The sequence below is a fragment of the Erwinia sp. V90_4 genome (assembly GCF_029967685.1).
GTDB classification, from domain to species: Bacteria; Pseudomonadota; Gammaproteobacteria; order Enterobacterales; family Enterobacteriaceae; genus Erwinia; species Erwinia aphidicola.
Genome location: NZ_JASCAQ010000056.1, coordinates 19,782 through 32,201 on the forward strand (window position 1 = coordinate 19,782; position 12,420 = coordinate 32,201).

12 protein-coding genes are annotated in these 12,420 nt (G+C 55.8%); 11 read left to right on the forward strand and 1 reads right to left on the reverse strand.

Features of this window, described 5'->3' with window-relative positions:
* Positions 1-54 precede the first annotated feature (54 nt).
* The 10 genes from QLG07_RS16280 to hpaC are packed head-to-tail and all read left to right on the forward strand — an operon-like array spanning position 55 to position 10,072.
* Positions 55-1,344, forward strand: a complete 1,290-nt coding sequence (locus QLG07_RS16280) for a fumarylacetoacetate hydrolase family protein (RefSeq protein ID WP_282469680.1) — start codon at positions 55-57, stop codon at positions 1,342-1,344.
* Positions 1,331-2,785: a 5-carboxymethyl-2-hydroxymuconate semialdehyde dehydrogenase gene (hpaE, locus tag QLG07_RS16285; RefSeq protein WP_282469681.1), complete on the forward strand. Its 1,455-nt coding sequence runs from the start codon at positions 1,331-1,333 to the stop codon at positions 2,783-2,785. Before QLG07_RS16280 ends, hpaE begins: the two co-directional genes overlap by 14 nt.
* 10 nt (positions 2,786-2,795) lie before the next feature.
* Entirely contained in the window at positions 2,796-3,647 is an 852-nt protein-coding gene (gene hpaD / locus QLG07_RS16290) for a 3,4-dihydroxyphenylacetate 2,3-dioxygenase (RefSeq protein WP_282469682.1), read from the forward strand.
* 15 nt (positions 3,648-3,662) lie between these two features.
* Positions 3,663-4,049 carry a 5-carboxymethyl-2-hydroxymuconate delta-isomerase gene (locus tag QLG07_RS16295; protein WP_282469683.1) on the forward strand — a complete coding sequence of 129 codons (387 nt, stop codon included), beginning with the start codon at positions 3,663-3,665 and terminating at the stop codon, positions 4,047-4,049.
* A 13-nt stretch (positions 4,050-4,062) separates the two neighbouring features.
* Positions 4,063-4,866: a 2-oxo-hept-4-ene-1,7-dioate hydratase gene (gene hpaH / locus QLG07_RS16300; RefSeq protein ID WP_282469684.1), complete on the forward strand. Its 804-nt coding sequence runs from the start codon at positions 4,063-4,065 to the stop codon at positions 4,864-4,866.
* A 10-nt stretch (positions 4,867-4,876) separates the two neighbouring features.
* Complete coding sequence (gene hpaI / locus QLG07_RS16305) at positions 4,877-5,674, forward strand: 4-hydroxy-2-oxoheptanedioate aldolase (protein WP_282469685.1); 798 nt, start codon at positions 4,877-4,879, stop codon at positions 5,672-5,674.
* A 16-nt stretch (positions 5,675-5,690) separates the two neighbouring features.
* On the forward strand, positions 5,691-7,031 hold the full coding sequence (gene hpaX / locus QLG07_RS16310; protein WP_282469686.1) for a 4-hydroxyphenylacetate permease: 1,341 nt from the start codon (positions 5,691-5,693) through the stop codon (positions 7,029-7,031).
* 29 nt (positions 7,032-7,060) lie between these two features.
* Positions 7,061-7,939, forward strand: coding sequence for a 4-hydroxyphenylacetate catabolism regulatory protein HpaA (hpaA, locus tag QLG07_RS16315; RefSeq protein ID WP_282469687.1), 879 nt, complete (start codon positions 7,061-7,063; stop codon positions 7,937-7,939).
* Between the two features lie 41 nt (positions 7,940-7,980).
* Complete coding sequence (gene hpaB, locus QLG07_RS16320) at positions 7,981-9,564, forward strand: 4-hydroxyphenylacetate 3-monooxygenase, oxygenase component (protein ID WP_282469688.1); 1,584 nt, start codon at positions 7,981-7,983, stop codon at positions 9,562-9,564.
* Positions 9,554-10,072, forward strand: coding sequence for a 4-hydroxyphenylacetate 3-monooxygenase, reductase component (gene hpaC, locus QLG07_RS16325; RefSeq protein WP_282469689.1), 519 nt, complete (start codon positions 9,554-9,556; stop codon positions 10,070-10,072). The genes hpaB and hpaC overlap by 11 nt, the downstream gene beginning before the upstream one ends.
* On the opposite strand, the gene QLG07_RS16330 is transcribed toward hpaC, so the two are convergent.
* Positions 10,069-10,929: a LysR family transcriptional regulator gene (locus QLG07_RS16330; protein ID WP_282469690.1), complete on the reverse strand. Its 861-nt coding sequence runs from the start codon at positions 10,927-10,929 to the stop codon at positions 10,069-10,071. The genes hpaC and QLG07_RS16330 overlap by 4 nt on opposite strands.
* Before the next feature lie 103 nt (positions 10,930-11,032).
* Here QLG07_RS16330 and QLG07_RS16335 point away from each other — a divergent pair, with 103 nt between their 5' ends.
* On the forward strand, positions 11,033-12,418 hold the full coding sequence (locus tag QLG07_RS16335; RefSeq protein WP_187496732.1) for an NAD-dependent succinate-semialdehyde dehydrogenase: 1,386 nt from the start codon (positions 11,033-11,035) through the stop codon (positions 12,416-12,418).
* Positions 12,419-12,420: the final 2 nt, after the last annotated feature.

The following is a 12,420-nucleotide window of genomic DNA, read 5'->3' on the forward strand; positions in this document are numbered from 1 at the left end:
GTAACTATGATTTCATTAACATGTTAATGAAATGTTCTGTTTGAGGGCGTGGAGATGAAAAGAACTGTTTTTGCGGTGGCGCTGAATCATCAGTCGCAGACCACATACTGGGAAGAACGCTTCCGTCAGCCGCCTTATCAGACCCCACCTCAAACACCTGTCTGGTTTATTAAGCCGCGTAACACCTGGCGGGTGAATGGCGATGCGATCGGGTTAGCACAGGAAACGGTATACAGCGGGGCTACAGTAGCGGCGATCGTAGGTAAAACAGCGCGTAAAGTCAGTGCAAAGCAGGCGGCAGACTACATTGCAGGCTACGCGCTCGCCAACGAACTCAGCCTGGCGGAGGAGAGTTTTTACCGCCCGGCGATCCGCGCCAAATGCCGGGATGGTTTTTGCCCGATTGGTGAGATAGCGCAGGTGCGCAATATTGCTGCATTGAAAATCCTGACGGAAATTAACGGCGAGATTAAGGATTGCTGGAATACCGCCGATCTGCTGCGTAGTGCTGAAGAGCTGGTCGCCGCGCTCAGTGAGTTTGCCACCCTTCAACCGGGTGATGTCATCCTGCTGGGTACGCCACAACAGCGAGTGACTATTCAGCCGGGCGATGTGGTGACGGTGAAAGCGGCGGGATTACCCACGCTGAGTAACGTTTATGTCGAGGATAACGAATCCATCCTGCAGCCCGAAGCCTCGCCTACCGTTTTTGCTCTCGGGCTGAATTATGCCGACCATGCCAGTGAACTGGATTTTAAAGCGCCGCAGGAGCCGCTGGTTTTTATCAAGGCAGCGAATACGCTGACCGGTGACCACAGCGTGTCGGTGCGGCCAGATAACGTCGACTACATGCATTATGAAGCTGAACTGGTTGTGGTAATTGGCAAAACGGCCCGGCAGGTCAGCCGTGAAAATGCGATGGATTATGTTGCTGGCTATACGTTGTGCAACGACTATGCGATACGCGACTATCTGGAAAACTACTACCGCCCGAACCTGCGGGTAAAAAGCCGTGATGCGCTGACCCCGCTGCGGGCAGTAATCACCCCCTCGTCTTCCCTGCTCAATCCCCATCATTTACGGCTGCAAACTTTCGTTAACGGCGAGCTGCGCCAAAGTGGTAATACCCGCGACATGGTGTTTGATATCCCGTTTCTGATCTGCTGGCTCAGTGAGTTTATGACGTTACAGGCGGGCGACATGATCGCCACTGGTACGCCTAAAGGTCTGTCAGACGTGAAACCCGGCGATGAAGTGGTGGTAGAAATCGAGGGCGTTGGGCGTTTAACCAACCGAATTATCAGTGAAAAACAGTTTGAGGAAAGCCTGCATGAAAAAAGTTAACCACTGGATAAACGGCAAAAATGTTGCCAGCCACGATTACTTTACCACCTGCAATCCGGCGACCGGTGAGGTGCTGGCCGAGGTTGCCTCCGGCGGCGAACAGGAGATTGAACAGGCAGTGGCAGCAGCAAAAATCGCTTTTCCGAAATGGGCAGGTACGCCAATGAAAGAGCGGGCGCGCCTGATGCGCCGTCTGGGAGAACTGATTGACCGCAACGTGCCGCAGATTGCAGAACTGGAAACTGCCGATACCGGTTTACCGATCCACCAGACGCGCAACGTGCTGATCCCGCGGGCCTCACACAATTTTGAATTTTTTGCGGAAATCTGCCAGCAAATGAACGGACGCAGCTATCCGGTTGACGACAAAATGCTGAACTACACCCTGGTACAGCCAGTGGGAGTCTGCGCGCTGGTGTCACCGTGGAACGTGCCCTTTATGACGGCGACCTGGAAAGTAGCACCCTGTTTGGCGCTGGGCAATACCGCCATCCTGAAAATGTCCGAGCTGTCGCCGCTCAGTGCCGATCGGCTTGGCGAGCTGGTGCTGGAGGCCGGTATTCCGGGCGGAGTATTAAACGTAGTGCAGGGCTATGGTGCAACGGCCGGGAATGCGCTGGTGCGCCATCACGGTGTGCGCGCCATATCATTCACCGGTGGCACTGCCACCGGGCGCAACATTATGAAAAATGCCGGACTGAAGAAATATTCGATGGAGCTGGGAGGGAAATCGCCGGTGTTAATCTTCGAAGATGCTGACATCGAGCGTGCAATGGATGCGGCGCTGTTCACCATCTTCTCGCTTAACGGCGAACGCTGTACCGCCGGTTCGCGTATTTTTATCCAGCAAAGCATCTATCCCGAATTTATTCAACGTTTCGCTGAGCGTGCTAACCGCCTGCGCGTTGGCGATCCTGGTGACCCTAAAACCCAGGTTGGTTCTCTGATCAGCCCGCAGCACTGGGAAAAGGTTTCAGGCTATATCCGCTTAGGGATTGAAGAAGGGGCGCAGCTGCTGGCAGGCGGGCCGGATAGACCCGCAGGCTTGGAACGCGGAAATTTCCTGCGGCCAACGGTGCTGGCCGACGTAGACAATCGTATGCGCGTGGCGCAGGAAGAGATTTTTGGTCCGGTCGCATGTCTTTTGCCATTCAAAGATGAGGCGCAAGGGCTGCGTCTGGCGAATGACGTGGAATATGGCCTGGCTTCCTATATCTGGACTCAGGACATCAGCAAAGTGATGCGGCTGGCACGGGACATTGAAGCCGGAATGGTATTTGTGAATACCCAGAACGTGCGCGATTTGCGCCAGCCGTTTGGCGGCATTAAGGCTTCCGGCACCGGAAGGGAAGGTGGTAAGTACAGCTTTGATGTGTTCGCCGAAATGAAAAATGTTTGTATTTCATTAGGCGATCATCCGATCCCGAAATGGGGCGTGTAAGGAGTTCATTATGGGAAAACTTGCGCTGGCGGCCAAAATCACCCACGTGCCGTCAATGTATCTCTCCGAGATGCCGGGTAAACACCACGGCTGCCGCCAGGCGGCGATCAATGGCCATCACGAAATCAGCCGCCGCTGCCGTGAGCTGGGGGTCGACACGATGGTGGTTTTTGACACTCACTGGCTGGTCAACAGTGCCTATCACATCAATTGTAACGCTCACTTCGAAGGGGTCTATACCAGTCACGAACTCCCGCATTTTATCCGGGATATGGCTTACGAATATCAAGGTAATCCCGAGCTGGGCTACATGATCGCTGATGAAGCGAAGCAGCAGGGAGTGCGCGCTCAGGCGCATGCCATTGAGAGCCTGACGCTGGAGTACGGCACGCTGGTACCGATGCGTTATATGAACGGCGACCGCAAATTCAGGGTGGTGTCGATCTCTGCTTTCTGCACGGTACATGACTTTGCCGACAGTCGCCGTCTTGGTGAGGCGGTACGGCGGGCGGTGGCAAAATATGATGGCACGGTTGCAGTGCTAGCCAGCGGTTCGCTGTCGCATCGTTTTATCGACGATCGGCGTGCGGAAGAGGGCATGAACGCCTGGACGCGTGAGTTTGATGAACAGATGGATAAACGGGTGATGAAACTGTGGCGGGAAGGGAGATTTGCCGAGTTCTGCCGAATGCTGCCGGAGTACGCTGACTACTGCTACGGCGAGGGCAATATGCACGACACGGTCATGTTGATGGGACTGCTGGGCTGGGATCACTACCAGAAAAAGGCAGAAATTATCACCGATCTGTTTCCCAGCTCCGGCACCGGGCAGGTTAATGCCATTTTTCCGCTAACGGCCTGATTCAGGGAGGGAGAGATGCCACATTTCATCGTGGAGTGTAGTGAAAATATTCGCCAGCAGGCCGGACTGCCGCAGCTGTTCGCGCAGGTAAACCGCTATCTGGCCGCCAGCGGGCTGTTCCCGTTGGCGGGTATTCGTAGCCGTGCGCACTGGGTGGACTGCTGGCAAATGGCTGATGGCAAACATGATTACGCCTTTGTGCATATGACGCTGAAAATTGGCCACGGCCGCACGGCGGAACAACTGTTACCGGTGTTGAGTGCGCTGTTTGAGCTGATCAAACAGCATTTTTCACCACTGATGGCGCAGCGCTACCTGGCGCTGTCGCTGGCGGTCGAAGAACTGTCCGCCACGCTCAATTTTAAGCAGAACAACGTCCATACGCTGTTTGACCCGCAGTGAGAAGGAGTCTCGTATGTTAGAGCAAAGTGCCGTTAACCGGCTGGCAGCTGAACTGGACAGGGCAGAAAAAGATCGCCAGCAGATCCCCCAGCCATCGCTGACCTACCCGGAAATCACGCTGGACGATGCCTATGCCATTCAGCAGCGCTGGATCAGTCAGAAAATCGCCGCCGGTCGGAAATTAAAAGGCCATAAAATCGGTCTGACGTCGAAGGCGATGCAGGCCAGTTCGCAAATCAATGAGCCGGATTATGGTGCGCTGCTTGACGATATGTTTTTCGCCGAGGGCAGTGATATTCCTTTCAACCGTTTCATTGTGCCACGGGTGGAGGTGGAGCTGGCCTTTGTGCTGGCGCAATCGCTGCAGGGGCCACACTGCTCGCTGTTTGATGTACTGAATGCGACTGATTATGTCATCCCGGCTCTGGAAATTATCGATGCCCGCTGCCACAACATCGACCCGGACACGCAGCGGCCACGCAAAGTGTTCGACACCATCTCCGATAACGCCGCCAGTGCGGGGGTGGTGCTAGGGGGCCGCCCGGTAAAAATAGATGCGTTCGATCTGCGCTGGGTGAGCGCCCTGATGTACCGTAATGGCGTGATTGAAGAGTCCGGTGTGGCAGCCGCAGTGCTTAACCATCCCGCTAACGGTGTCGCCTGGCTGGCGAACAAACTTTCTCACCACAATGTGCAGCTGGAGGTGGGGCAGGTGATTCTCAGCGGCTCCTTTACCCGTCCGATAGCCGCCCGCAGAGGGGATACCTTTCATGTTGATTACGCGGCCCTTGGTGCCATCGGTTGTCGCTTTATCTGAAGGAGTCCTCATGAATAACCTCTTTAAACAGGCACTCATCCAGCAGACGCCACAAGCAGGACTGTGGCTGGGGCTGGCCAATAACTACAGCGCCGAACTGTTGGCTGGAGCGGGTTTCGACTGGTTGCTGATTGATGGTGAACATGCGCCAAACGATCTGCGCTCAGTGCTCGGGCAGTTGCAGGCCATTGCACCCTATCGCAGCCATCCCGTAGTGCGGCCAGCGTGGAATGACGCGGTGCTGATCAAGCAGCTGCTGGATGTTGGCGCGCAAACATTGTTAATACCGATGGTCCAGAGCGCGCAGGAAGCTCAGAGCGCGGTGTGTGCCTGCCACTATCCACCGCTGGGGATCCGCGGCGTGGGCAGCGCGCTGGCGCGCGCCTCTCGCTGGAACCGTATTGGGGATTATCTCCAGCGAGCCGGGGAGCAGATCTGCCTGCTGGTACAAATTGAAACCCGGCAGGGTGTGGAAAATCTGGCACAGATCCTCGCCGTGGATGGCGTTGATGGTGTGTTTATCGGCCCGGCCGATCTCAGTGCCGATATGGGTTTTGCCGGTAATCCGTGCCACCCGGAAGTGCAGTCAGTGATTGAAAAAGCCATTGTTCTGATCCGCGCGGCGGGTAAAGCACCGGGAATTCTGACGGCTGATGAAATATTGGCTAAGCGTTACCTTGAGCTTGGCGCACTGTTCGTGGCTGTCGGCGTTGATACCACGCTGTTGGCGCGTGCGGCAGAGGCACTCGCCGCACGCTTTACCTCGCTGACTGCGCCGATTAACAGCGTACATAACGGCGATTATTAATCTCCAGGGAGGGGCCATGGCAGCGATTATCCAGCCACTAAGCGACGCGGCACAGTCCGTAACTGAACAGCGGGCTATCCGTAAACTGTTCAGTCGTCTGATTGTATTTCTGTTTCTGCTGTTTGTGTTCTCGTTCCTTGACAGGATAAATATTGGCTTCGCCGGGTTGACCATGGGAAAAGACCTCGGTCTGAGCGCTACCATGTTCGGGCTGGCGGCCACGCTATTTTATGTTACCTATGCGATCTGCGGGGTTCCTGCCAACCTGATGCTGGGGCTTATTGGTGCGCGGCGCTGGATCGCCAGCATTATGGTGCTGTGGGGTATTGCCTCAACCTGCACGCTGTTTGCCAGCGGAGCACATTCACTTTATCTGCTGCGTATGGTGGTCGGTATTACCGAGGCAGGCTTCCTGCCAGGCATTCTGGTGTATCTCACCCACTGGTTTCCGCTTTATTACCGGGCGCGTGCCAATGCGCTGTTTATGATTGCCATGCCTGTAACCATGATGCTGGGCTCTCTGCTTTCCGGTTCTCTCCTGGCGCTGGATGGCAGGCTGAACCTGCACGGCTGGCAGTGGCTGTTTCTGCTGGAGGGGCTTCCAGCCGTCTTTCTCGGGATCATAACCTGGTTTTTCCTCGATGATACTCCGGCGCAGGCGCGCTGGATGAGTGTGCAAGAGAAGCTGGCGCTGGAAGAGATGCGGCGGCGGGACCGTCAACCGAGTGAGGGGGCAACCACCCAGTCTCAGTGGCGCCAGGTCCTGACGCCAGTGGTGCTGATGTATACCCTGGCATACTTTTGCCTCACCAATAGCCTCAGCGCCATCAATATCTGGACGCCGCAAATCCTGCAAAGCTTTAACCAGCACAGCAGCAATATGGTTATCGGCGTGCTTGCCGCTATTCCCCAGCTATGCACTATTTTTGCCATGGTCTTCTGGAGCCGCCACTCCGACCGTTTTCAGGAGCGCCGCTGGCATACGCTGCTACCATATCTGTTTGCTGCAACGGGATGGTTGTTAGCATCGGCGACCAGCCATCCTCTGTTTCAACTGAGCGGTATTGTCATGGCATCTATGGGCTCGTTTAGTGCGATGACGATCTTCTGGACTACCCCCGATAGCGCCATCAGCCTGCAGGCAAGGGCGCTGGCAATCGCGGTAATTAATGCCTTTGGTAACATTGGTTCAGCCGTCAGCCCGCTTTGCATCGGCTTCCTGCATGACAGAACAGGTAGCTTTAGCAGTGGGTTGTGGTTGGTTGCGGGTCTGCTGGTTATTGGCGCTGCGGTGGTCTGGCGCATTCCATTACTGCATGAATCCCGCGCGACGGAAGGCTCAGCCTTACAGCGCTGAGGTGTGAAACGACCTACGGACAGCATGTTATGGAAAACATCAATATCAGCCAGCAGTGCGACGACCGGCTGTATGACGAAGATGTTCACTATGCGGTTTTTTTACGGCTGGCGGGGTTTGTTGTTCGTAATATGCCCTCACACTGGCACAGCTGTTATTTCCAGCTGCATCATCTGACCAGCGGTGAAATTGAGCTGCTGCTGGACGATCGCCACTATTCACTGCAGGCCCCACTGTTTATCCTCACGCCCCCCACCGTCCCCCACGCATTTATCACCGAAAAGGACAGTGACGGACATGTGCTTACCGTTCATCAAGAATTTATCTGGCCGCTGATGCAGGCTTTGTGGCCCGGCAGCCGTGAAGCGCTGGAGATCCCGGGATTCTGCCTGCCGCTGGATGCAGGCTCAGCAACTCAGCGCGCGCTAGAGGCTCTTTGGCCGCTGCTGGCAAGCGAGTTTGGCCATCAGCAAAACGGGCGTGATACTCAACTGCACCTGCTGGCACAAAGCGTGTTCATGATGCTGCTGCGAGAGATGGAACGAGGCGAGGGTGCTAACGTCAGCGTGCGGGGTGAAATGAAACTGTTGCGGCGTTTCATCCATAGGGTTAACGAGAAATACCCGCAGCATTTGACCGTGCCGGATTATGCCCGCGAGCTGGAAATTAGTGAATCGCGACTAAACGAGCTGTGTCGGCGCCTGGCAAACCAATCGCCCAAACGACTGATCCACGAACGCTTACTGCGTGAAGCAAAACGTCTCTTATTGTTCAGCGACAGCAGTGTCCATCAGATTTCCTTGGCGCTGGGCTATAAAGACCCGGCCTATTTCGCCCGTTTTTTTCATCGTCTGGCTGGTTTTTCACCCAGCGAATTTCGCCGCCGCTGGAACCTGTTGCGGCATTGAGCGTAGGTGCCGTTATCCACTCTTAACCTGAGAGGCAATGTATGAAACCCGAAGATCATCGTTCCGCCATCAATCGTCCGTTCACCGGCAGCGAGTATTTGAAAAGCCTGCAGGACGGGCGCGAAATTTTTATCTATGGTCAGAAAGTGAAAGATGTTACCCGCCATCCGGCTTTTCGTAATGCTGCCGGATCGATTGCCATGCTCTATGATGCACTCCACGCGCCGGGGAGCCATGACAAGCTGTGCTGGAGCACCGACAGCGGTAACGGCGGCTATACCCATCGTTTCTTCCGCTATGCGCGGTCAGCGCAGGAGATCCGTCAGCAGCGTGATGCGATTGCCGACTGGTCACGCCTTAGCTATGGCTGGATGGGGCGTACCCCGGATTACAAGGCTGCTTTTGCCAGCGCGCTCGGTGCCAATCCCGACTTTTACGGCCCTTATGCCGACAACGCACGCCGCTGGTACAAGCGCATTCAGGAGGCAGGCCTTTACTTTAATCATGCCATCGTCAACCCGCCGATCGACCGCAATAAGCCGGTTGATGAAGTGAAAGATGTTTATGTCAAAGTCGAAAAAGAGACCGACGCGGGGATTATCGTCAGCGGAGCCAAAGTGGTAGCGACCAACTCGGCGCTCACCCACTTTAACTTTATCGGCTTTGGTTCTGCGCAGGTAATGGGAGATAACCCGGATTTTGCCATGATGTTTATTGCCCCGATGGATGCAGATGGCGTGAAGCTGATTTCACGTGCCTCCTACGAGCTCACTTCCGGTGTTACCGGCTCACCGTTTGATTATCCACTTTCCAGCCGTTTTGACGAGAACGACGCGATTCTGGTCATGGATAAGGTGCTGATCCCTTGGGAGAATGTTCTGGTTTATCGCGATTTTGACCGCTGTCGTCGCTGGTATGCCGAGGGTGGATTTGTGCGGCTGTACCCGATGCAGGCCTGTGTGCGGCTGGCAGTGAAGCTTGATTTTATAACCGCACTACTGCAAAAAAGCCTCGAATGTACCGGCACCATCGAGTTTCGCGGCGTGCAGGCGGCTCTGGGGGAAGTGGTCGCCTGGCGTAACCTGTTCTGGTCGCTGAGCGATGCGATGGCGGCGGAAGCCAAGCCCTGGATTAACGGCGCCTGGCTGCCAGATTCTCAGGCGATGAATACTTACCGCGTGATGGCGCCAATGGCCTGGGCGAAAATCAAAAATATCATCGAATGTAACGTGGCCAGCGGGTTAATCTATCTGCCTTCCAGCGTGCGCGACCTGCAAAATCCAGAGATTGAACAGTATCTTGCGCGCTTTGTGCGTGGCTCCAACGGCATCGATCATGAGCAGCGCATCAAAATACTGAAGCTGATGTGGGACGCTACCGGCAGTGAGTTCGGCGGCCGCCATGAGCTGTACGAGATCAACTACGCCGGTAGCCAGGATGAAGTACGCATACAGTGTCTGCGCGATGCGCGCAGCTTGGGAGCGATGGATGGGATGCTGGAGATGGTCGATCGCTGCCTGGCTGACTATGACCGCGCTGGCTGGAGAAAACCGCACCTGCATAGCAACAGCGATATTAACCAGCTTGACCGTCTGCTCAGGGATGGGGGGCACTATGTGGAATGAAAACCAACACCGCTTACATTTTCGTGATGCGATGGCAAATCTGCCCGCGGCGGTAAATATCGTCACCACGCAGGGAGCCGCAGGGCGCTGTGGCATCACTGCGACGGCGGTGTGTCCGCTGACTGATACGCCACCAACACTACTGGTGTGCATTAATCTCAACAGCGCGATGAACCCGGTGTTTCAGAAAAATCAGCGTATGTGTATCAATGTACTTAATCCCCAGCAGGAGGAGATGGCGCGCCATTTTGCCGGTATGACGACAATGACGATGGAAGATCGCTTCCTGTTGGACGGTTGGCAGGAGGGGACATTAGGTCAGCCGGTGCTCGTTGAGGCGCTGGCCAGCCTTGAAGGTTTTATCAGCCAGGTCAGGGCTCTTGGCACGCACCAGCTGTACCTGGTAGAAACCCGTCACATCCGGCTGACGGAAAGCAGTGAGGCAGGATTAATTTATTTTAAACGCCGCTTCCATGCGCTGCCGGGCAACGACAGCACTCATGTTTAGCACTCATTTTCCAGCAGGCGAGTCATCGCCTGCAAATTATTGGAACGGGTATCTTTGCGCCATACCAGCCAAATGGCAATTTGCCCCATTCCCTCACTTAAGGGCCACGCATGCACATTATCGCGCCCTGGCATATTCTCCAGCATGCTACGCGGGATTAGCGCCAGACCTGCTCCGGCGCTGACGCAGGCCAGAATGCCGTGATACGACTCCATTTCGAAAATTTTTCCCGGCGCGGCGTTCTCGCGTGAGAACCAGTTTTCAAACAGGCGGCGGTAAGAGCAGTTGGCGCGAAAGGCGTAGATGGTTGAACCGGAGATACTGGTGGCATCAGGTACGGGGGGATGGTTGAGCGCCGAGATCAGCACCATCTCTTCTTCTACCACCGCGACACCCTCCAGCAGTGGGTGCTTCGGCGGGCCGTCGATAAAGGCGGCGGAATACTTCCCGGCGAGCACGCCGTCGGTCATATCGCCGGATGGTCCCGTTGAGAGATCCAGCTCAACCTGCGGCCAGTGCTGGTGATAGCGGGCGATCAGCGGTGGCAGGCGTACGGCCGCAAAGCTCTCAATGGCGCCAAGGGTAAAAATCCCGCCGGGCAGCTGGCCGGAAACGCTGTGTTTTGCTTCGGTCGCCAGCGCCAGAATGCGCCGCGCATAGTCGAGAAAGGTTTTGCCGCTATCGGTGATGTACAGGCGCAGCTTTTCCCGGCGGAACAGTTCGCACTCCAGCTCCTCTTCCAACTGCTTCAAGCGCGTTGATATGTTGGAAGGCACACGATGCAGCTTCTCTGCCGCCGCCGTAATGCTGCCCTCTTCAGCGATAGTGCGAAAGATTTCCAGCTGGGTCAGATCCATATCATTCTCTTTCTGAGTAAATAGCTTTCTTTATTATTCATTTTTAAAGAATCAACGGCAAGCCTATGATGGATTCCATTGTGAACAACTTAAGGCGGCAATCATGACTCAGGTTTCCTCAAACGCAGCGATTTCTCGTAATCCAACCAGCGGTGAAATCTTTGCCCGCTATCCATTTGCCACGGCGCAGGACGTCGACAGCGCGCTGGCACAGACTAATAACGCCTTTCAGGCCTGGCGCAGCAGCGCGATGACCAGACGCGTACAGTTGCTAAACGCAATTGCCGGCGGCCTGCGTCAGCAGGCACGCGAGCTGGCTGAGATGATGACCAGTGAAATGGGCAAACCGATTGACCAGGGGCTGGCCGAAGTTGAAAAGAGCGCAAAGCTGTGTGAATGGTATGGCGAACACGGCCCTGCCTACCTTGAGCGTGAACCGACGCTGGTCGAAGGCGATAAGGCCTTTGTTGACTATTTACCGCTCGGCCCGGTGCTGTCGGTGATGCCGTGGAACTTTCCTGTTTGGCAGGTGCTACGCGGAGCGGTGCCAATTTTGCTGGCGGGGAATAGCTACCTGCTGAAACCTGCTCCGAACGTCATGGGCTGTGCGCTGCTGCTGCAACAAATCCTGCAGGATGCTGGCGTGCCGGAAGGGCTGTTTGCCGTGGTCAATGCCGACAACGACGGTGTGGCGCAGGCGATCAACGACCGTCGTATTGCCGCCGTCACCGTGACCGGGAGCGTGCGTGCCGGTGCGGCAATTGCCGCGCTTTCCGGTGCGGCAATCAAAAAATGCGTGCTGGAACTGGGCGGTTCCGATGCGTTTATCGTGCTGGCCGATGCCGACATTGATGCCGCAGTTAAAGGAGCAATTGCTGGGCGCTTTATGAACAACGGCCAGCTGTGTATTTCGGCCAAGCGCATCATTGTGGAAGCGGCGGTCTTCGACCAGTTCTGCGAGAAATTTGTCACTGCAGTTAAAGCAATGAAAATCGGCGACCCGCGTGAAGCCGGCGTATGGATTGGCCCGATGGCGCGCTACGATCTGCGCGACGAGCTTGACTCACAGGTGCAGGCGACGCTGAAAGAGGGCGCAACGCTGCTGCTGGGTGGCCATGTACTGCCGGGGGAAGGTAACTACTATGCCCCCACGGTGCTGAGCAACGTGAAGCCGGGTATGACCAGCTTCGATCAGGAGCTGTTTGGTCCCGTTGCCTCGCTGATTGTGGCGGATGATGCCGATCATGCGGTAGCGATGGCGAATGACTCTGAGTTCGGCCTTGGCGGCAGCCTGTGGAGCAAGGACTTGTCCCGCGCTCAGCAGCTGGCATCACGTATCGAAACCGGCGGTGTGTTTATCAACTCGCCGAGCTTCTCTGACCCGCGCGTGCCGATTGGCGGCGTGAAGAAAAGTGGTTTTGGTCGCGAACTGTCGCACTTTGGCCTGCGCGAGTTTACCAACACGCAGACCGTGTGGATCGAGTCCTGATC

What these genes read in the sequence shown, in the direction of transcription:
- QLG07_RS16280 (WP_282469680.1), top strand. Translation starts at nt 55, where the DNA reads ATGAAAAGAACTGTTTTTGCGGTGGCGCTGAATCATCAGTCGCAGACC.
- hpaX (WP_282469686.1), top strand. Translation starts at nt 5,691, where the DNA reads ATGGCAGCGATTATCCAGCCACTAAGCGACGCGGCACAGTCCGTAACT.
- hpaE (WP_282469681.1), top strand. Translation starts at nt 1,331, where the DNA reads ATGAAAAAAGTTAACCACTGGATAAACGGCAAAAATGTTGCCAGCCAC.
- hpaI (WP_282469685.1), top strand. Translation starts at nt 4,877, where the DNA reads ATGAATAACCTCTTTAAACAGGCACTCATCCAGCAGACGCCACAAGCA.
- hpaH (WP_282469684.1), top strand. Translation starts at nt 4,063, where the DNA reads ATGTTAGAGCAAAGTGCCGTTAACCGGCTGGCAGCTGAACTGGACAGG.
- hpaA (WP_282469687.1), top strand. Translation starts at nt 7,061, where the DNA reads ATGGAAAACATCAATATCAGCCAGCAGTGCGACGACCGGCTGTATGAC.
- QLG07_RS16295 (WP_282469683.1), top strand. Translation starts at nt 3,663, where the DNA reads ATGCCACATTTCATCGTGGAGTGTAGTGAAAATATTCGCCAGCAGGCC.
- hpaC (WP_282469689.1), top strand. Translation starts at nt 9,554, where the DNA reads ATGTGGAATGAAAACCAACACCGCTTACATTTTCGTGATGCGATGGCA.
- QLG07_RS16335 (WP_187496732.1), top strand. Translation starts at nt 11,033, where the DNA reads ATGACTCAGGTTTCCTCAAACGCAGCGATTTCTCGTAATCCAACCAGC.
- hpaD (WP_282469682.1), top strand. Translation starts at nt 2,796, where the DNA reads ATGGGAAAACTTGCGCTGGCGGCCAAAATCACCCACGTGCCGTCAATG.
- hpaB (WP_282469688.1), top strand. Translation starts at nt 7,981, where the DNA reads ATGAAACCCGAAGATCATCGTTCCGCCATCAATCGTCCGTTCACCGGC.
- QLG07_RS16330 (WP_282469690.1), bottom strand. Translation starts at nt 10,929, where the DNA reads ATGGATCTGACCCAGCTGGAAATCTTTCGCACTATCGCTGAAGAGGGC.